Raw genomic sequence first — 20459 nt, 5'->3', positions numbered from 1 at the left:
TCCATCAGGGCCAGAGGGATCCCTCAATAACAGGCCGGATATATGGGTGCAATGAACTCTTCTCAAAATCGTTATCGAATGTCTTGCAAACCGGATGGGTCCATATATGACTGAATAATAAATTCATAATAGATCCAAGGGTTATCATGAGAAAAAATTTGCCTGTAACACAACGTGAATATGACTATCCAGCAGATTGGATTTTACTGTCAACCACTGACACTCAGAGTCATATAACCTACGCCAATCAATCCTTTTGCACTGTAGCGGGATATACCCTCAATGAGATGTTGGGGCAACCCCACAATATGGTGCGTCACCCCGATATGCCCCCTCAAGCGTTTGAAGACCTCTGGAAAACTATCCGTAAAGGTGAACCTTGGAAAGGCATTGTTAAAAACCGCTGTGCCAATGGTGACCATTATTGGGTTGATGCTTATGTATCTCCCATTGTTATTAATGGCCAGGTGGCCGAGTTTCAGTCGGTACGGACTAAACCCAGCCGCGAACAGATCAACAGAGCAGAGGCGGCCTACGCCGAGTTAAATAAAAGCGGCCATGTTAACGCGTTAAAACGAATCTTGGATATGCCAACTAAGTTGGCGCTTTTAGTGTTTGCGGCTTTGTTGCCCATGCTGTATTTGGCGCTGCAAGTGGGAGTGGTGGGATTTATGGCGCTAGCCATCAGTGCCTTAGTGCTTTTTATTGGCGGTAATTTGATTTTAGGTCGGTATCGGACTTTGGTCGCTAAGGCGAAGAAAATCTACGATAACCCTTTAATGGCATATATCTACACTGGACAATCCGATGATGTTGGCGCGATAGAGCTTGCACTGCAAATGCAAAACTCTGAGTTAAAATCTGTGCTAGGTCGTGCCCGTGATTCCTGCGATAAGGTGACTCAAGAAGCCAAAGTATCAGCGGCAAAAGGCGAAGAAATTCAAAATACAAGCCAGTCACAGCTTTCTGAGATCGAGCAAGTAGCAACTGCAATGCAGCAAATGACAGCGACCCTTGGTGATATGTCTTCTAACTGTGCCGATGCGGCGAGCGCTTCGCAGATGGCTTCAGAGCAAACAATCAACGGCGATAAAACTGTGCTGAGTACGATTCAATCTATTCAGGCCATGGCGCAACAGTTGCACGAAACCTCGAAAGTTATCAGCGAATTAGAAGGGCATAGTAAAGATATTGGTAGGGTGCTGGATGTCATTCAAAGCATTGCTGAGCAAACAAACCTATTGGCATTAAATGCCGCCATTGAAGCTGCGCGGGCAGGGGAGCAAGGACGTGGTTTTGCGGTTGTTGCCGATGAGGTGCGGGCGTTAGCGAAACGTACCCATGATGCAACAAAGGAAATCCACAGTATGATTAATCTGTTGCAGCAGGGGACAAATAAAGCTGTGCAAAGTATGCATGAAGGGGTTGAAGCCGCCTCCGAATGTATTACCACAGCGGATTTAGCGGGTGCGGCGCTGCGTACCATACGTGAGGCCATAGTGACCATTACCGATATGAATCACCATATTGCTAGTGCGGTGGAAGAGCAATCGAGTGTGGCAAATGAGATGAACCGAAGCGTGGTTAATGTGTCACAGTTTACCCATTCCAGCCACCAACTCGGCTGTGAAATGGTTGACCTCAATGATGAAGTGATTAGCGAAATGGATTCCCATACCGTGTTGGTTGGGCAGTTTTTAAAACGCAGTTTTAAAGTTTAGTATCGTCGCTATCCAAAGTTTGAATCAAAAGGCAATCGATCTTTGATTGCCTTTTCTTTTCTGCCGTAGGGATTGAGCCTCGATTAATAGCCCTGAATAAAATCGACCTGATTTTGCAGAGGCTCTGCTGCTATATAGCGGCGATAGTTATCGCTAAAAATACCGACGATTTGCTCAGGTTGACTCGGCGCTGAGATATGGGGCGTGATAATGACGTTTGGCCTCTCCCAAATCGGATGCGTTGCAGGGAGTGGCTCCTGCATGAACACATCGAGAATGGCTTGCTGCGCAGGTTGGGCAATCAGCTGGGCATTGAGGGCATCGAGATCGAGTACATCACCGCGGCCAACATTTACCAAAATAGCATCGGCTTTGAGCTTAGCAATCATTGACTCATTCAGAAGCTGGCGCGTTTCTGGTGTACTTGGCAGTAAGTTAGTGACCACATCGCTGTGGCTTAAGCATTGTGCGAGCTGTGAGAGCGGCAAAATTACATCAAAGCCTTCGACCTCACGGCCGCTGCGGTTTATCCCAGTAACATGCATGCCGAACTGTTTAGCCGTCTTGGCAACATGCTGGGCGATGGAACCTGTGCCTAAGAGTAATAATCGCATCCCTTGTAAACTGGTGCGCGTAGCACTTTGTACTTGCCAAATTTTTTGCCGCTGTTGCGCTTGGTAGAAATGGTGTCCTCGCACGTGGGCGAGCAGATAACCGAATAGATATTCGCTCATTAAGGGGCCGAAAATCCCTTTGATGTTGGTGAGTTGATAATCCTTTCTTGCCCTTGGCCCCATCAGGGCATCAATGCCCGCAAAACTGGATTGCAACCATTTTAGCTCTTTGGCATGGGGCACTAGCGGTGCGGCAAGCTTAGGTTCGGCAAGCCAGATATCGGCCTGTGCAATATTCGCAGGATTATCATCAAGCAACTCAAGGTCGGGTAACTGCTGCGCCTCAATGAGCTGGCGATATTGTTCATTCGCCTTAGTGAGTAAGAGTAACTTGTGCCCCATGTCGTCTCCCTTTATGCTTGGTTGTCGTTATTTTTCAATATGCTGCTGTCTTGTTTTATTTTTGCAGCGCTATTTAGGTTGAGTCTTATGTTTGATCAGTTAGTCGCCATTATTGGCCATTTAGGAAATATGTTGCGTCCTTGGTCCTTCGATATCGCCACGGCCATGGTGGTGTGTTTGATTTTAGTGTTTTCAGCCGATATGAATCGCATCATCAGACGGCATTTAGTTGGTCACTCTTTTATCCTGCGAACCTTGGTTTTTATCATTGTGAATGCCTTTGGTTATGGCCTATTGATCGTTAAAGCCACGCCTTGGGTGGCAAGGCAAATCGTTGCCATGCCATCCCATTGGATGTTTTTGCTGATCGTCGCCATGTTTATTTTTATCGGCTATTGGGCACAGCGAAATAGCCAAGCTTAAGGCGTTAAGTCCGTGAAATGCGGTTATTCGAAATAACCGCGATAGTCTGTATTGGTCGGGTGTGCTAGCGCCTGCATCGCACGGTCGGGGTAATTGCTGAAGATTCCATCGACACCAAGCTGCTTAAGTGCATGAATATCATCGCGGTGATCGACGGTGTAAACATACACCTTAGCGCCTCTTTGGTGGGCGTCATCCACTAGAGCTTGGCTGATAAAACTCACATCTAAATGCAGAGAATATGCGTTTAGCTCGCTTACGACCGCTGCGCCATCGAGGGGAATACTGGCGAACAAGGGCGCCACTAATGCCTGTGGCAGAGCCTGTTTAACTTGCTGTAAATAAGGATGATTAAAGGAGGAAATCAGTAATTGTTCGGTACTGAACCCTAGCTCGGTGATGGCTTTGGGATAAAGTTCGACGAGTGGCGTTACTGTATTTACGCCTTTAAGTTCAATGTTTACTGTGGCGCGACCTGCGACCAGTTTGAGCACTTGCCAAAGTGTGGGAATGGGTTCGCCTTTAACCGTGACTTGCTCTAGGTAGCCCTTATTTACTAAATGGATAATGCCTTGGCCTGAGCTTTTATTGTCGAGCCTGCGGTCATGAAATACGACTAACTCACCTTCGACATTGTGCACATCCAACTCAATGGCTTTGGCGCCTAATTCAATTGCTTTGGCCATGGCGGCTAAGGTATTTTCCGCCACATAACCGCTGGCACCACGGTGAGCAAAAATAAGCATGTGATTTTTCCTATTAACTGCGGATTATGCCGACCTGATCGCGAGTTTGGCCATTTTTAATATGGATTTCCATTTGCGGATAGGCGAGTTCTAAGTTGTTTTCTTTAAGCTTACGGGTAATGCGTTTATGCAGATCGTGGCGTAGTGGCCAGCGTGCCGACATATCTTTTGCATAGGCTCGTACTTCATAGTCTTGAGTATGTTTACCAAAGCCCGCAAACCACACTTCTGGCTCTGGATTCGGCAGCGCATCTTCGCATTCCTGAACAGCTTGATAAAGCGTGGCTTCCACTTTTGCTGGATCCGAATCGCGGGCAACCGACACATAAACAATGACACGGGTAATAGGATCCGACAGCGACCAGTTAATCAATTGCTCGGTAATAAAAGCCTTGTTAGGAATGATAATTTCCTTTCTGTCCCAATCGATAATGGTGGTGGCACGGATCTGGATTTTACTCACAGTCCCGGTGAGATCGCGGATTGTCACCGTATCGCCAATACGCACTGGCTTTTCGAACAGAATAATCAAACCCGAGATAAAGTTGGCAAAAATCTCCTGCAAACCAAAACCGAGACCCAGTGACAAGGCGGCAATCAACCATTGCAGTTTTGACCATTCCATCCCGAGATTTGAAAAGCCAACCAGCAGCCCTAAAAATACCACTAAATAACGACTTACTGTGGTGATAGCAAAGCCAGTGCCCGGTGTCAGGTCTAGACGCTGTAGGATCATCAGCTCAAGCAAACCGGGTAAATTGGTCGCAATCATCAGCGAGAAGCCAACGATGATTAAGCCGAATAACAGCGATTTCATGGTGATGGGGAGCTGCTGCTCGACACCATTGACGCTGGTATTGGTGGTCCAGAGGGTGATGCCATCCAAGAAGGAAAACAGCGCCGTATGGGTTTGCGTCCACAGGCCAATCAAGCTGGCTAAAAACGCCAGTAGCAATAAGGAACGCACCAATCCAAGGGACTGACTCGAAATGGTTTCGAGGTCGACTACGGGTTCTTCGTAGGTATCTAAGCCATCATTGGAGCTATGGTGTGTTTCGCCCTTTTCCCGTTGGGCTAAACGCTCAGCCCGTTTCGCTTTCGCGCGGTCGAAGGCAATGCGGCGGCGCTCAATCAACATCCAACGTTTAATTAATTGATAGAGCAGTAAAAAGCTTAATCCCAATATGATCGATAGCTGCAACTGCAACAGCATTTGGAATGCGGTGAAGTAGTAGCCCCTAAAGGCGAGTCCAGCGCTCAGTAGGGGAACAGCGATCAACAATGCCCAGAGCATTTTTTGGATCAGCCGTTTGTTCTTCCCCTCTTTTTGAGCAACGCTATTTTGCCGGCTTAATAGCAAAATATCCTTGTATAACAAGAATAACACCACACAAAAACAGATAAATGCGCCGCGGCCAATGCTGTTGCGGATAAGCGAGGCATCGAGTATTTCGGTAAAGCCCATAATGCCAAGCAAGGGACTGGCGACAAATACAAAGTGTTTGAGCCTGAGCTGGCCTGCCTGAATCAGTTTTGAGGGGCGTTTGAAGTGACCTACCAATACGCCTTTATCTAGAGCAAGAATAAAAATCAATCGATACAATAGGTAAACCAATCCTATTGCTAAAATTCCCATGCCGACCGCTTGCACAAAGTTACGGTCTGATTGATAGAAAATCCATCCTGCTGCCACTATGGGGAGCGGTTTGATTAAGGCATAACCTAGGCTAAGGACTAAGGATTTGAAGGTATAAATAAATTTATCCTGAGTCACATTACCCACATAGGTTGCATAGTTGCCGAGTAATCGATTGAATTTAGGTTTTATTAAATCTTGAACCACTAAACAGAGCACTATCAGAATGATCCACCATGACCAATAGTCGTTTTGCTCCTGCCAAGCTTTGCTCAGTTGTCCCCATTGTGCCTGTTGGATTAGCCATAGGGCGCTACGTTGAATATCGGTGAGCCAGAGCTTGTTAATGCTCGCGGCATTAGGCACCCAAAATAGATGTTCGTTTAGGGTGTTTTTTAGCGTCAGGTGCTGTTGGCTAAGCTGCTGATAATTCACTTTAAGCTTGCCTAGTTCACTCAAATACTGGTCATAACTCTGCATTAGCTGAGTCAGCAATGCTTGCTGTGAGCGCAGCAACTTAATCTGCCCCTCATTATAGAGATTGGCTTGTTCGAGTTCTTGTTCGTTGAGTGCCTGCTGTTGCTCGAGGTGATACCTGTCGAGACGCGCATCGGCGATAAGAGTTTGTAGTTTTTCATGGTTTGGCGGTTTGGGCAGCGATTGCAACATCTGCAAAAAGCGTTCGCCAAAGGCGGAGTTCATTTTGACCCAAGTAATTTGCTCTTGGATATTAGCGAGTTGCTTGGCTTGGGATTGATATTGGAGCTCAGCCTGTTCTTGCTGCTCTACCACGTTATTGATTTGCAAGGTTAAGGTTTGCAGTTTTTGGCCGTAGATTTGATTGGTATCGGCGATATTGCGTGTAATCGGATCGATGACTTTAGTGGTATCGACTAAATTCTTGGCCAGCGTGGCATCGGTTTGTTGCTGGCGCTGCTTGTTGATCGCCTTATTGATAGTTTCAATAAAGGCTTCTTGCTGGCTCAATTGCTGGCGAACTAACTGTAACTGTAGCTGGGTAAGTTCGATACGCTTTTGGCTACTGGCAAGCTCGGCCTCATGTGTGGCTAGGCTCTGTTCGAAGAAAATCCGCTGTATTTGCTGTAATTCACCCGCTGGCGTATCGATAGGCGCCAATTCCGTTTTTTTATTTTGCAGCACATTTTGTCTTGCATTGGCAATGACGGAAGGCAGTAGATTATGCCGCTGTAGTAGTTCGTTGACTTGATTGCCGAGAGCCGCCTCGCTCTCTTTTAACTCAGATAGGCGTAAATAAGCCATCGAGGCTTGCTGGTTAAGATCTGTTCCTTTATCCAGCTTTAATGGCTTAGTGGCCTCTTTTAAGCCCTGATCGATGACCTTTTTATTTTTTTCAAAATCCAGCTGCGCCTGCTGAAAACTGCTCGCATTGGCCGCCAGTCTGTCAATGTTGTTTTTAAGCTCAACAATTTGATCGTCAATGCTAATATTTTGTTGCTGATTTTGGTTGTTTAGGCCAAGACGCTTGTCCAATTGCAAGGGCGAATTGGCATGGAGAGAAAAAGACAAAAAAGCAATAACGAACAATAAAATACGTGGCATATAGGCAAAAGCAATTAGAGGCGAAAGACGCACTCATCTTAGCCAACTTGGGCCAAGATTGGTATGTTTCAAATGTTCTTTTTTCGCCGTTGTGACTGGTGGGATTGATGGGTTTCAAAGATGGCGGTGGCGACTATGATGGTTCCGCCTATCAAAGTATTTACATTCAGTGCTTCACCTAAAATCAGCAAAGCCAACATGGCCCCATAAAAGGGTTGAAGGCAGGAGACTAGCCCTACTGTTTTAGCACTTAATTGGCGCAATGCCGAGGTGAACAGCGCATGGGGCGCGGCAGTAAACACGACCCCGAGCAGCACAATCAAACCCCAGGTCTCGAGGGAGATAGTCTGTAACTCAGTTTGATGCCAAGGCATAAGAAACACCGCCGCCACTAAGGTTTGATAAAACATGGCGTGGGGGCCACTATACTGGGAAAAATAGCGTTTTTGCAGTAGGTTACGGGCGGTAAATAACATTGCCGACAGAATACCGATTGCAATTCCTAGAGTCGTGTCGTTGCCAAGATTGGCTTCGGGGATCAGCAGTACAACACCTATCAGCACGAAAATGCCGCTGATAATATCCATCAGCTTGATTTTATTGCCCGTTAATAATGGCTCGGCAATGACTGTCATCACTGGATAGGTGAAGAAGGCGATCATGCCGATGGCGACCGATGAGAGTTGCATCGCGGCAAAGTAGGTGACCCAGTGTAAGCTGACTATCACTCCTAAGCCGATAGCAACCAGATAATCCTGTTTGCTGGCAAGGCTTAAGTATTTACCGCGGAATTTGATGAGCAATGCCAACACTAACGCCGCGACTACACATCTTAGGAAGGTAATATCGAGTGCGCTTAAGGGGATTAACTTTGAAAACAACGCTGTGCCGCCAAACATCAGCACAGCTAAGTGTAATTCGATTAATCCCGAAGGTTTACTGGTCTGGCTCAATTGGGTCGCCGTAGTTAGTCGGCTGACGCCTGATTTTTCAGATTAGCAAAGGCTTGACCCATACGCGTCACGGCTTCTGGCTCAACGCCTTCGGCGAAGGTATCGATAGCATCTTTGGCAAACAGCATGACGACGGTACTGCCAAGCTTGAAGCGACCCATTTCTTCGCCTTTCTCTAAGGTAATCGCGTCAGGGCCTACCGTTGGATATTCCCAAGTGAATACTTGCTTACCGGTTGGCGGCGTAATAGTGCCTGCCCAAACGGTTTCGATGCTCGCCACAATAGTTGCACCTACTAATACCATAGCCAGTGGGCCAAGCTCGGTTTCAAAAATTGCCACTACACGTTCGTTGCGAGCAAATAGGCCTGGCACATGGCGCGCCGTCAGCGGGTTAACGGAAAACAGCTCACCTGGCACATAGGTCATCTTCGACAGCGTGCCTTTAATCGGCATATGGATGCGGTGATAATCCTTAGGAGCCAGATAAATTGTCGCAAAATCACCACCTTCGAAGCGTTTGGCATCTTCGGCTTGGTCGCCAAGCAAAGTGAGTGAAGAATAGTGATGGCCTTTAGCTTGGAAAATTCGCCCATCCTTGATGGGACCAAGTTGGCTGACGGCGCCATCAACGGGGTGCACCATGATGTTGGCCGCAGTATTAATTGGGCGAATACCAGGCTTAAGTGCACGGGTAAAAAAGTCGTTGAAGCTTTTATAAGCCTCAGGTTCGCTCTGAGCCGCTTCGCTCATATCGATTTTATATTGCTTGATAAACCATTTAATCGCGGCAGTCGTTAATGCGCCAGCTTCGGAAGCGGCAAGTTTACCGACTAAGCGAGATAACAGGTGCTTTGGCAGCATGTACTGCAGCGCAATTTTAACTTTATCCAATTTGTGTTCCTTTCCTTTATGTTGCTCAACTTAGGTTGAGACTTGTTTTGCGTTAATTCTATTCGTTGTGATGGCTTTGTTGTACTCGTTATTCATCGCTTTGGGCGCGAAATTGCCGAGCATGACGCTGCTCGTCAAGGCTTGCGATAATACGATGGTAGTTATTAAAGCGATCTTCACTAATCTTACCCGCTTCGACTGCGGCTTTTAAGGCGCAGCCTGGGTCATCGCCGTGCTTACAATCGCGGAATTTACAGCCACCTAAAAAGTCACGAAATTCGATAAAGCACCAACCGACACGTTGGGCGGGTAAGTGCCAGAGGGCAAATTCGCGCACGCCGGGGGAGTCGATTAAATCACCACCACTCGGTAAATGCAGTAACTTAGCGGTGGTCGTGGTGTGTTGTCCAAGCCCAGAGTTGTCGGAGACATCGCCTACCAGTAGCTCGGCTTCGGGCAGTAAGGCATTGACCAGAGAGGATTTACCCACACCAGACTGGCCAGCAAATACGCTCACTTTATCTTTCAGCAGGGCTTTAATGGTATCTAAGCCTTCGCCTAACTTACTGCTGACCTTATATACTGGATATCCAATGGCTTCGTAGCGCTTTAAGGCTGCATCGATGACGGGGGCTTCTTCCGGCGTTAACAGATCGATTTTGTTCAAAATGATGATCGGCGGAATATCTGTGTCTTCGGCTGCCACTAAGTAGCGGTCAATAATCTGGGTGGTAAAGCTAGGTAATACGGAAGACACAATCAAAATTTGATCGATATTCGAGGCGATAATTTTCACGCCATCGTATAAATCGGGGCGCGAGAGGGAAGAGCGTCTTGGATGCACTGCTTCCACAATGCCAGATATACCACTATTTGCTTGGCTTTCAATAGCTAAGCGTACGATCACTTTATCGCCAGTCACTAAACTGCTAATGGTGCGGCGAATGTTGCAGCGCACAATCTGGCCATCTTCGGTTTCAATATCGGCATGTTGACCAAAGCGGGAGATCACGGTTCCGCTCTGTTCTGGGCCGAGTGAGCTATCCTGTAACTCAGGCGCATTTTTATCACCATTGTCACGATTGAGGCGTTTCTCGTGATTGGCGCGCATACGGCGTAATTGGCCTTGGCTTAGGGGTTTCTTTTTACTCACTGGTTTGTCTTCGTCAATTAGGTGATATTTTGTGTTTGAAAAAAGCAGTATGATACACGCTCTTGAATAAAAAAGCCTGAATTTAGGCTAACTGACATGATAAGGCGCAATTATGGCGGCAGACGCAAATAATCTCATTTGGATCGATCTCGAAATGACTGGGTTAGAACCCGATGTCGATAGGGTCATTGAAATTGCTACCTTAGTAACAGACCAAGAACTCAATATTATCGGTCAGGGGCCAGTGATTGCTATTCATCAATCGGATGAAGTACTGGCGGCCATGGATGATTGGAACCAAAAACATCACGGTGAATCGGGCCTCATCGATAGAGTGCGTGCCAGCCAAGTGAACGAAGCGCAGGCTGTTGCACAAACCATCGCATTTTTAGAGCAATACGTGCCTAAGGGTGCCTCGCCTATGTGTGGTAACAGCGTGGGTCAGGACCGTCGCTTCTTAAATCGTTATATGCGTGAATTGGAGGATTACTTCCATTATCGCAATCTAGACGTAAGCACGGTTAAGGAGCTAGTGAAGCGTTGGAGCCCTGAAACTATGGCCGGTTTCAAAAAGCAAAACACTCATCAAGCGCTGCAAGATATCCAAGAGTCGATCGCTGAATTACAGTATTACCGCAGCAAAGTATTTAAAATTTGACCGATCAGCAGATAAATCTGCAAGAAGGGGTTGCAGCCGCATAAATTTTTCATATAATGCGGCCTCAACTTTTTGATGCGGGCATGATTGTCTAGTCAAATAAGTAAAGGCGACATTAGCTCAGTTGGTAGAGCGATACCTTGCCAAGGTATAGGTCATCGGTTCGAACCCGATATGTCGCTCCAATTTCAGACGGTTACAGTCTTAAAATGTAAATGCGACATTAGCTCAGTTGGTAGAGCGATACCTTGCCAAGGTATAGGTCATCGGTTCGAACCCGATATGTCGCTCCAAATACAAATTTAGTGATTGACCAAGTCATTAAATACAAAATTATGCGACATTAGCTCAGTTGGTAGAGCGATACCTTGCCAAGGTATAGGTCATCGGTTCGAACCCGATATGTCGCTCCAAATACAAGTTTAGTGATTCACCAAGTCATTAAATACAAAATTATGCGACATTAGCTCAGTTGGTAGAGCGATACCTTGCCAAGGTATAGGTCATCGGTTCGAACCCGATATGTCGCTCCAATTTTCTAAATCTCCCCATAATCAAGTACTCAATTAGCATTAGCTCATTTGTGCTTTTGATATTGCGATACCTTTCTTTTTCAAGGTATAGGTCATCGGTTCGAACCCGATATGTCGCTCCAATTTTTCTCATCAGTCTCCCCATAAAATCTTCATCATTTCAAACTAAGTTATCGCAACTGACATAGCGCTATTTTACTTTTCTGTACACTTAACATGTCTGTTCCGTTGTTGATTATTCCATGCATTTTTTGAGCACGTTCATCGCTGCAATTTATTAACCTTTGTTTTCATGGTTATTTTTAATACTAATGCGGTTAAGTGTTGCAGGATTTGCCTGCTCTGCGGCTGTTGTCGATGATGTTTTCTATTTTGTAAAAAATAAAACAGCAAGGTTAATGCGTGATCTGCACCTTGTTTCTTCAAGAATTCCTAAATTAGATGGCGTTGCGAAAGTTAAATTATGACCTTGTTCAAATATTCGTAACGCTTTTACTTACATAATGAATCCAGACAAAGTTAATAGCGCCAAGTAGTTGGCTTAACACTGGAGTGCATTATATGCGTATTCAACAATTACGTGATTTACTTGAGTATGTGGCGAACTGCCGCTTAGATATGGCGCAACTCTATGGCCGAATGAACAATCATGCTGACTCCGCTCGAGTAAAGATGATGCTGGAGTATTTTGAATCTCATCAAAAGCATGTCGCTGAAAAATTGCGTGATTATATGGATGAGGCGCCAGCGAGGGTTCTTGATACTTGGTATAAAGACTTTGTGTTTGAAGATTTTACTAAGCGTTGCCAAGATACCATGTTACCCGCCAATATGAACGAAGATGATGTGTTGAATTTACATCTCGACTTGGAAAATCGTCTGATTGGCTTATTGGAAAAAACCGTCAACTCAACCACCGCTGAAGATGCGCGTGCGGCATTAGAAGGCTTAATTCGAGTTGAGAAAACTCAACAGCAACGATTAGTTCACAGCACTATCCGGATGGACGATATTTAACCTATCGATACCTCATCTGTGTTCGTGTAAACACCGAAAGCCAGCTAAATGCCTGTCTCTCATACACAAATCCCTGAACAATGCTCAGGGATTTTTTTTGAACTCATTCCCCGCATTGTGATCAGATCGTCTAGGGCTAAATATTCGAGGCGATTATGATGAAGATGATGGATCCAGAGCAGTGGGCGCAATGTCAATTTGGGCACGCAAACCTCAACGACCCAAGACGTACACAAAGACTTGTTTCACTGGCTACCTCAATTACCCAACAACCCGGAGTTGCCGTGTCCAAACTTCCCTTATCCCCCGCTGAGATGGAAGGGGCCTACCGATTTATCCGCAATGAGAATATTCAAGCCAGTGATATTGCTGAAGCGGGTTTTCAAGCCACCGCGCAGCAAGCTCGAGAGCATGACATCTTGTTAGCACTAGAGGATACCACCTCGCTGACTTACAAGCATGACAGTGTCAGGGAGGAGTTAGGTCATACCAATCAAGGGGATAAAAACCGTGCCATTCTGGCGCATTCAATCTTGCTGTTTTCACCGCAAAGCCAGCAAGTCGTTGGGCTGATTGAGCAACAGCGTTGGACGCGGGATATCACTAAGCGCGGGCAACGCCGCCAACATGCTACTCGCCCTTACGAGGAAAAAGAGAGCTACAAATGGGAACAAGCCTCCGCCAATATGTCTGCCCGTTTAGGCGAGCATATCAACAAGGTGATTTCCGTCTGTGACCGTGAGGCTGATTTGTTTGAATATCTGACCTATAAAACCCAGCACCAACAGCGCTTTGTCGTCCGCTCGATGCAGAGCCGATGCATTCAAGAGCATGCACACAAACTCTATGACTACTCGAACACATTACCGCTTGCAGCGACGAAATCTCTCCTCATTCCTCAGAAAGGCGGAAGGAAAGCCCGGGCGGTGACGCTGGAAATGAGATATGCCCGAGTGACCCTCAAAGCCCCAGCCAACAAACGCACTCAGGCAGATATCCCTCTGTATTACGTCAGTGTCGTAGAGCAAAGTCATCGTGAAGAAAAACTGGCATGGCACTTACTCACCTCCGAATCTATCACATGCTCGAAGGAGGCACTGGAGGTTGTCGGCTATTACGAGCGCCGTTGGTTGATTGAAGATTACCACAAGGTATGGAAAAGCAGTGGCACCGCGGTGGAAGAGCTGAGAATGCAGTGCCGTGAGAACCTGGAGCGTATGAGTGTGATACTGGCTTTTATCGCCACACGCTTACTCCAGCTTCGCTTTATGAAGGTATCCAAAGCGGAAGTGGCAGCACAATGTTGTGAAACGCTATTGGGTCAGAAAGCGTGGAAATTACTTTGGCTGAAAATGGAGGGACGTCCGTTACCTCAACAGGCACCCGATATGCAGTGGGCGTACGAGCGTCTGGCCAGATTAGGGGGTTGGAAAGATACCAAGCGGACAGGTCGAGCTTGTGTAGAGGTATTGTGGGAAGGATGGTTTAGGTTACAAACCATCCTTGAGGGTTACGAATTGGCCATGTCTCTCAATCACGAAGACTTGTGATCAAGAGACAGGCTAAATGCTGGCTTTGTTGTTTTTGGATGATAAGTGTTATCCATATTCACTGCTTTTTGCATGGCATCTGATTTACGTCATAACTTTTCTCGAAGCTTTTTGCTACTTTCTTGATCTCATTAGTTGATTTGACCATTAACTGTTTAGTGTTCATCCATAGCGATGGTCGATTAGATGAGTCACCCTTTTGTTATTTTGTCGCGCAGGAGATCCTCTATGGCACAAGATTTATCGAGTTTACCCACCGCGCTTTATACGCAAGAGCAGGTGCGAGCGGCTGAACTGCTCGCAGTTTCAGAAGGGGAAGCTACGTTGTATCAATTAGTTGAACGTGCTGGATGCGCAGCGTTTAACTATTTAACAGAGCAGATAGTGCGCCAGCCTAAGCTTGGGGCTATGCCATTATTGGTACTCGCAGGTAATGGTAATAACGGTGCCGATGCCCTCGTTTGTGCTCGACTAGCTCTAGAAGCAGGACATAAGGTTCACGTTTTTTTACTAAAGACCAAGGGTACGCCAGAATTTGAACAAGCGCTTTCTGCTTACCTTAATCAAGGTGGGATAGTCGATTCTCCTAATATTGATGCGATCTTACAGGCGCCAATCCTTATCGACGGATTGCTGGGGACTGGCGTTCAGGGCGCGGTGCGAGAACAGGTTGCAGCGCTTATCCATGCGATTAATCAGAGTAATGCTTGGGTGCTTAGTTTGGATCTCCCCTCGGGGATCTTGGCCGATACCGGTGTTGTCGCTCAAGTCGCAGTGATGGCGGATGCGACTTTATGCTTTGGCGGTTTAAAACAAGGCCTACTCACCAGTAAGGCAAGACATCACTGCGGTCATCTTGCTTTTGCCGATTTGGGATTAACTCCTTTTTTTAATGGTGAAAGCGCGACTCGAGTGGGTGGTGAAATCCTAAAAAGCTATTTTGCCGCCAGAGCAAGGGATAGCCACAAAGGTCAATCGGGTAAAGTGACCCTGATTGGTGGTGACTTTGGCATGGCTGGGGCGATTCGACTTGCCAGTGAAGCTTGTTTGCGTGCGGGGGCTGGATTAGTCACAGTGATCAGTCGGCCTGAGCACCAACTTACGGTAAATGTATCTCGACCTGAGTTAATGTTTTGGGGTTGTGAGCTAGTCGATATGGAGGTGTATCTGCGCCTTGGTTGGGCACAGGTGGTTGTACTTGGCCCTGGGTTAGGTAAACACGATTGGGGTTATAACTTGTTTAAAGCCGCGGGGTTAAGCGATAAACCCTGTGTACTCGATGCCGATGCATTGAATTTACTCAGTCAAGAACCGCGCAGACAAACTAACTGGGTACTCACGCCCCATCCGGGAGAGGCCGCACGACTGTTGGGATGCAGTGTCGCTGATATTGAGCATGATCGATTCGCAGCCGTGCGTGCTTTGCAGCAAAAATACGGTGGAGTTGTGCTGCTTAAAGGGGCTGGAACCATCATTTTTGATGGAAAACAGATGGTCGTGGCGCCAGTTGGTAATCCAGGTCTTGCGAGTGGTGGGTGCGGTGATGTGTTATCTGGTATTATAGGCGCCCTTATGGCTCAAGGTATGGATAATATGCAGGCGACAGTTGTTGGCGTTGTCGTTCATGGTTGCGCGGCGGATCTTGCTGCGGTTCAAGGTGAACGTGGCATGTTAGCCAGCGATTTGATGCCTTTTATTCGCCAATTAGTAAATAGTGATTTACTCTAGGCGCTGTAAAATTTAAGCGCGTGTGGACTGCCGCGCTTAAATTGCCTCCTTAATCGATAACGGCAGTGATATAAGCGGACATGACAGAGACAGAGTTAACCTTTCAATTACATAATGAAGACGAGACTATTGCGGTTGGGCAAAAATTGGCTCGCCATATTCAAGCGCCTTTGACTCTGTATTTAACGGGGGATTTGGGGGCGGGTAAAACCACTCTGAGCCGCGGTTTGATTCAAGGATTAGGACATAAAGGTGCAGTCAAAAGCCCAACTTACACTTTAGTTGAACCTTATGAGCTCGACGGTGTCGAAGTTTATCATTTTGATTTGTATCGTTTAAACGATCCCGAAGAGTTAGAGTTTATGGGGATCCGTGATTACTTTACCCAGAGCAGCCTCTGTATCGTAGAATGGCCTGACAAAGGTGAAGGGTTGTTACCCGATGCTGATATCCACCTACATTTAAAATATTTTAACCAAGGACGTGAAATCCATATTCGAGCCTTAACCGAATCAGGTAAAACGCTATTAGCCGCGATAAAATAAAAACAAAGATGACTAAAAATAAGTATTACTTTCAAAGAATTATTCTTTTTTTATGCGCGTTTTTTGCTGTTGCAGCCCACGCGGCCAACCAGCTCGAAGGTGTGCGTATTTGGGCAGCACCCGAGTCGACACGAATTGTGTTCGATTTGAGTGAGGTGCCCAATTACAGTTATTTTTCCCTCGATGGTCCTCATCGTTTAGTGGTCGATCTAAAAAAGGCATCAACTAAACTGAGCCTGAAAAATATCGATAACAACAGTAAGTTAGTCAAAGGCATACGAGTCAGCAAATCTCCGACGAAAGGCGATTTACGTCTGGTTATTGATTTAGTTAAACCCTTAAATGCGAACTTATTTTCGTTACCCGTGACGGCCCCTTATGGTAATCGGCTTGTGGTTGACCTAGAGGATAAAACTGTGACGGCTTCGCCGTCAGTCACGAGTTCAACTTCAGTTAAAAAATCCGTTAATCAAAGTGTGCCATCTTCCCGCGATATTGTTATCGCGATTGATGCTGGGCATGGTGGTGATGATCCCGGCTCGATTGGACCATCCGGTCTCTATGAGAAAAAAGTCGTGTTCGAAATTGCAAAACGGTTATCGAGCAAAATTAACGACACACCTGGAATGCGTGCAGTGATGATCCGCACTGGTGATTACTTTGTGAATTTGAATAAACGCTCTGAACTTGCTCGTAACAGTAAAGCAGATTTGCTGATCTCTATTCATGCGGATGCTTTTACATCACCCAATCCACGAGGTGCATCTGTGTGGGTATTGTCGATGCGCCGTGCAAACAGTGAAATTGGTCGTTGGTTAGAACAAAAAGAGAAACACTCAGAGTTGCTGGGTGGTGCTGGGGAAATTATTCAAAATACTGATAATGAACAGTATCTTGCTATGACCTTACTCGACATGTCTATGAACAGCTCTATGGCCATTGGTCACTCGGTTGCTGGGGATATTTTAAAAGATTTAGGTGCAGTGACGGAGCTGCATAAGAATCGTCCTGAATCAGCCAGTTTTGCAGTGTTAAAGTCTCCTGATATTCCGTCAATCTTGGTGGAAACGGGCTTTATCTCGAATCCGAAAGAAGAACGTTTGCTGAGCAGCAACCGTCATCAAGAGAGTATTGCCACTGCGATTTACAAGGGCGTTAATCGTTATTTCCAAAACAACCCACCGGCTGATACCTTATTGGCCAAGCGCAATCATGGAAGTTCAACGGCGCCATCAAGTACAAAATCTGCGGGAAATATTAAGCATAAGGTGAGTCGGGGGGAGTCGCTTTCTGCTATTGCCCAGCGCTATAAAGTCCCGATGGCTAGCATTATACGTGCTAATGGCATGAAGACTGATGTGGTACAGCTTGGGCAGACACTCGTGATTCCTGAGAGCTAAATAGGATGAAGTCTATGGGGATCCAGATCCTTCCGCCGCAATTGGCGAACCAAATCGCCGCTGGCGAAGTTGTCGAAAGACCGGCCTCAGTGGTGAAAGAACTCGTTGAGAACAGCTTAGATGCTGGTGCAACCCGTATCGATATCGAAATCGATAAGGGCGGCAGTAAGCTGATTAAGATCCGTGACAATGGTTCGGGGATCCCAAAGGATGAATTAGCCTTGGCGTTGTCGCGCCATGCCACCTCGAAACTGCATTCCCTTGACGATCTTGAAGCTATCCTCAGCTTTGGCTTTCGCGGTGAGGCTTTAGCAAGTATCAGCTCCGTCTCCCGTTTAACCTTAACGTCGCGCACTGCTGAGCAAACCGAAGCGTGGCAAGCTTACGCTGAAGGCGTCGATATGGCTGTTAAAGTCATGCCAGCGGCGCATCCGGTGGGTTCAACCATTGAAGTCGTTGATCTATTTTTTAATACTCCGGCGCGTCGACGCTTTTTAAAAAGTGACAAAACCGAATTTACCCATATTGATGAATGGTTAAAGCGAATTGCTTTGGTGCGGGGGGATATCCATTTTACCCTGACACACAATGGTAAAACCGTGCGCAATTATCGCCCGGCGATGAATGAGTCACAATATTTACAACGACTGACCCAGGTTGCGGGCCGGCCGTTTGCCGATCAAGCACTTAGAATCGAATGTCAACACGATGATTTACGTTTAAGTGGTTATCTGCAATCGCCTTGGTCAACCGTGCAGACCGATACTCATTACTTTTATGTGAATGGCCGACTAGTGCGCGATCGTTTAGTTAATCATGCGGTACGTCAAGCATTTGCACAAAAGGCCGAAGTAGAACAACCAGGCTATGTGCTGATGCTGGATATCGATCCTCATCAGGTGGATGTGAACGTGCATCCAGCAAAACATGAAGTGCGATTCCATCAAAGCCGTTATGTGCATGATTATATTTTGCAGGCACTGCAATCGGCGTTAGAAGAAGCCGGAGAGCTTAGTTTTGAACGTCCTTTCGAGCTGGGTTCGCCCCAAGTGGAGGATGATGTTTCAGAACCCAAGTCTGAACATACTGCCTTCGAGCTGCAATCTCCGAAAGCTAACTTAGCTTGGACTAATACTCCTCAACCTGAAAATTATCGAGGGAGTCAAGTCGATACGCCTGTTGGTGAGTCTCGTGCTCGAGATATTGCCACCATACGGGCGGGGATTATGGTGCAGAGCAATGCCTATGGAAGCATGGCGGTACCTAGGGAGTCACGCAGTAGTTCGGCTGGAGAAAGCCGTGCAAGAGCTGAGCTGCCTTCTAAGACAGCGATTGCCAGTTATGGTGCATTACTGCAGACCCGATCTTACAGCGTACAGGACAAGGCATATCAAGCTGTTTTACCTATGCCATCGATACTAGATGGACAATTTTGGGTATTTAGTGATGGGCCAAAATTAAGTTTATTACGTATTGAGTCTGCAGCATTAGCAGTCCGTAGCCATGAGATTGAAATAAAACTGGCTACAGGGTTGATTGGGCAGCCTTTATTGATGCCAGTATCGGTCGCCGCTGATCCTGATTGGGCAGCGTTACTCGAAGAGCATGCAACACTTATCCGTCAACTTGGTTTAGAGCTAACAATTCGTTACCAGCAGTTGATTATTAAAAAAGTGCCCCCATATCTGAGGGACTGTCAGTTAGCGAAGATCATTCCTGAGTGGTTACAATCGCTACGTTTTGAAGCGCCAGCACCCAATGCATTAGCGTTATGGCTGGCAGAACAGAGCCTAACTGGATTTATCTCGGCACCCGATATTTGGGCCGCTTATTGCCAGTTAACGGAAGATAAAAGACAGCAAATTGCCAGTAAAGCAGTATCCTTACCTTGGCAATCGTGGCTAGAAGAGCAAGCAATTGAATAAAGAATTACAGCCTAAAGTGGTTTTTTTGATGGGGCCAACGGCGTCAGGAAAAACGGCTTTAGCTCTTGAATTAGCCGAAAAGCATAATTGCGAAATTATCTCGGTTGATTCAGCATTAATCTATCGCGGCATGGATATCGGCAGTGCTAAGCCCTCTGCCGAGGAATTAGCGCGAGGTCCGCATCGTTTGATTGATATTCGCGATCCGAGTGAAAGTTATTCGGCTGCCGATTTTAGAGCCGATGCGCTGCGCGAGATTGAACAGATTATCAGCATGGGCAAGACCCCTTTATTAGTGGGCGGAACCATGATGTATTTTAAGGCTCTATTAGAGGGATTATCGCCGCTACCCAGTGCTGATGAGGCTATTCGCGCCGATATTCAAGCTGAGGCGGATACAAACGGATGGGAAGCGCTGCACGAGCAATTGAGGGAGATAGATCCCGTCTCTGCAGAAAGAATTCATCCTAATGATCCACAAAGGCTTTCAAGAGCGTTAGAAGTCTATAGAATAAGCGGTAAGAGTTTGACTGAGTTAACAATGACCAAGTCGGCTCCTTTACCCTATGATGTGGTGCAATTTGCCATTGCACCGCGAGAGCGTAAAGTGTTGCATGCGTTAATCGGGCAGCGTTTTCGCATAATGTTAGAGCAAGGCTTTATTGATGAAGTCGTCCAGCTTAAAGCGAGAGGTGACTTGCATTTAGATTTACCCTCAATGCGTTGCGTGGGATATCGACAATGTTGGCAATATCTCGATGGTGAATTTGACTATGATACTATGGTCGAAAAAGCCGTTGCCGCTACTAGGCAATTAGCTAAGCGTCAATTAACATGGTTGCGTAGTTGGCCAGAGTTGAATTGGCTGGAAAGTGGTGCTGAGGGGAATTTAGTTACACTTATGCGTCAATGCCGCTAGCTTATTAGCCCTTGCTGTATAATACTAAAACTAAACAAAAAACTTCACTGATATCGATTTAT

The 20459-nt window shown here is 46.5% G+C and carries 17 protein-coding genes and 4 tRNA genes; 15 read left to right on the top strand and 6 right to left on the bottom strand.

What is annotated here, in order from left to right; genetic code table 11:
- The first annotated feature begins 146 nt into the window (after positions 1 to 146).
- A complete protein-coding gene (locus M0413_RS15560; protein WP_037426956.1) occupies positions 147 to 1721 on the top strand; it encodes a methyl-accepting chemotaxis protein in 1575 nt (524 codons plus the stop codon).
- Between the two features lie 83 nt (positions 1722 to 1804).
- Here M0413_RS15560 and M0413_RS15555 read toward each other — a convergent pair whose 3' ends face one another.
- Positions 1805 to 2737 carry a D-2-hydroxyacid dehydrogenase gene (locus M0413_RS15555; RefSeq protein WP_249554855.1) on the bottom strand — a complete coding sequence of 311 codons (933 nt, stop codon included), beginning with the start codon at positions 2735 to 2737 and terminating at the stop codon, positions 1805 to 1807.
- 87 nt (positions 2738 to 2824) lie between these two features.
- Between M0413_RS15555 and M0413_RS15550 the strand changes: the two genes are divergently transcribed.
- On the top strand, positions 2825 to 3160 hold the full coding sequence (locus M0413_RS15550) for a DUF3392 domain-containing protein (RefSeq protein WP_037414115.1): 336 nt from the start codon (positions 2825 to 2827) through the stop codon (positions 3158 to 3160).
- Between the two features lie 23 nt (positions 3161 to 3183).
- Here the strand turns inward: M0413_RS15550 and M0413_RS15545 are convergent, their stop codons facing one another.
- The 5 genes from M0413_RS15545 to rsgA all read right to left on the bottom strand — a co-directional run bounded on the left by M0413_RS15545 (position 3184) and on the right by rsgA (position 10122).
- Positions 3184 to 3906, bottom strand: a complete 723-nt coding sequence (locus tag M0413_RS15545) for a glycerophosphodiester phosphodiesterase (RefSeq protein ID WP_249554853.1) — start codon at positions 3904 to 3906, stop codon at positions 3184 to 3186.
- 13 nt (positions 3907 to 3919) lie between these two features.
- Positions 3920 to 7123, bottom strand: coding sequence for a mechanosensitive ion channel domain-containing protein (locus M0413_RS15540; RefSeq protein WP_249554851.1), 3204 nt, complete (start codon positions 7121 to 7123; stop codon positions 3920 to 3922).
- A gap of 68 nt (positions 7124 to 7191) precedes the next feature.
- Positions 7192 to 8076: a DMT family transporter gene (locus tag M0413_RS15535; protein ID WP_088586178.1), complete on the bottom strand. Its 885-nt coding sequence runs from the start codon at positions 8074 to 8076 to the stop codon at positions 7192 to 7194.
- A gap of 14 nt (positions 8077 to 8090) precedes the next feature.
- Complete coding sequence (gene asd, locus M0413_RS15530; protein ID WP_055646843.1) at positions 8091 to 8969, bottom strand: archaetidylserine decarboxylase; 879 nt, start codon at positions 8967 to 8969, stop codon at positions 8091 to 8093.
- An 88-nt stretch (positions 8970 to 9057) separates the two neighbouring features.
- A complete protein-coding gene (gene rsgA / locus M0413_RS15525; RefSeq protein WP_172588252.1) occupies positions 9058 to 10122 on the bottom strand; it encodes a small ribosomal subunit biogenesis GTPase RsgA in 1065 nt (354 codons plus the stop codon).
- Positions 10123 to 10234: 112 nt separating this feature from the next.
- On the opposite strand from rsgA, the gene orn reads away from it, so the two are divergent.
- The 13 genes from orn to miaA all read left to right on the top strand — a co-directional run bounded on the left by orn (position 10235) and on the right by miaA (position 20397).
- Positions 10235 to 10780, top strand: coding sequence for an oligoribonuclease (orn, locus tag M0413_RS15520; RefSeq protein WP_011621392.1), 546 nt, complete (start codon positions 10235 to 10237; stop codon positions 10778 to 10780).
- A gap of 109 nt (positions 10781 to 10889) precedes the next feature.
- Positions 10890 to 10965, top strand: a tRNA-Gly gene (locus M0413_RS15515).
- Positions 10966 to 10997: 32 nt separating this feature from the next.
- Positions 10998 to 11073 (top strand) — tRNA-Gly (locus tag M0413_RS15510).
- A 44-nt stretch (positions 11074 to 11117) separates the two neighbouring features.
- A tRNA-Gly gene (locus tag M0413_RS15505) sits at positions 11118 to 11193 on the top strand.
- A 44-nt stretch (positions 11194 to 11237) separates the two neighbouring features.
- Positions 11238 to 11313: transfer RNA gene (locus tag M0413_RS15500), tRNA-Gly, on the top strand.
- Between the two features lie 311 nt (positions 11314 to 11624).
- Positions 11625 to 11780: a hypothetical protein gene (locus M0413_RS15495; protein ID WP_249554849.1), complete on the top strand. Its 156-nt coding sequence runs from the start codon at positions 11625 to 11627 to the stop codon at positions 11778 to 11780.
- 94 nt (positions 11781 to 11874) lie between these two features.
- Positions 11875 to 12330 (top strand): ferritin family protein, encoded by a 456-nt coding sequence (locus M0413_RS15490; protein ID WP_172588253.1) that lies wholly within the window; start codon positions 11875 to 11877, stop codon positions 12328 to 12330.
- A gap of 167 nt (positions 12331 to 12497) precedes the next feature.
- A complete protein-coding gene (locus M0413_RS15485; protein ID WP_224022157.1) occupies positions 12498 to 13880 on the top strand; it encodes an IS4-like element ISUnCu8 family transposase in 1383 nt (460 codons plus the stop codon).
- A gap of 228 nt (positions 13881 to 14108) precedes the next feature.
- On the top strand, positions 14109 to 15608 hold the full coding sequence (locus M0413_RS15480; RefSeq protein WP_047539754.1) for a bifunctional ADP-dependent NAD(P)H-hydrate dehydratase/NAD(P)H-hydrate epimerase: 1500 nt from the start codon (positions 14109 to 14111) through the stop codon (positions 15606 to 15608).
- A gap of 80 nt (positions 15609 to 15688) precedes the next feature.
- Positions 15689 to 16153, top strand: a complete 465-nt coding sequence (gene tsaE, locus M0413_RS15475; protein WP_037414194.1) for a tRNA (adenosine(37)-N6)-threonylcarbamoyltransferase complex ATPase subunit type 1 TsaE — start codon at positions 15689 to 15691, stop codon at positions 16151 to 16153.
- A gap of 8 nt (positions 16154 to 16161) precedes the next feature.
- A complete protein-coding gene (locus tag M0413_RS15470; protein ID WP_037414192.1) occupies positions 16162 to 17553 on the top strand; it encodes an N-acetylmuramoyl-L-alanine amidase in 1392 nt (463 codons plus the stop codon).
- A gap of 5 nt (positions 17554 to 17558) precedes the next feature.
- Positions 17559 to 19478, top strand: coding sequence for a DNA mismatch repair endonuclease MutL (gene mutL / locus M0413_RS15465; RefSeq protein WP_502957302.1), 1920 nt, complete (start codon positions 17559 to 17561; stop codon positions 19476 to 19478).
- On the top strand, positions 19471 to 20397 hold the full coding sequence (miaA, locus tag M0413_RS15460; RefSeq protein WP_080612338.1) for a tRNA (adenosine(37)-N6)-dimethylallyltransferase MiaA: 927 nt from the start codon (positions 19471 to 19473) through the stop codon (positions 20395 to 20397). The genes mutL and miaA overlap by 8 nt, the downstream gene beginning before the upstream one ends.
- Positions 20398 to 20459 lie beyond the last annotated feature (62 nt).

It is taken from the genome of Shewanella sp. 8A (assembly GCF_023475945.1).
Classification (GTDB): domain Bacteria; phylum Pseudomonadota; class Gammaproteobacteria; order Enterobacterales; family Shewanellaceae; genus Shewanella; species Shewanella xiamenensis.
This window is presented reverse-complemented; position numbering and strand designations above follow the sequence as displayed.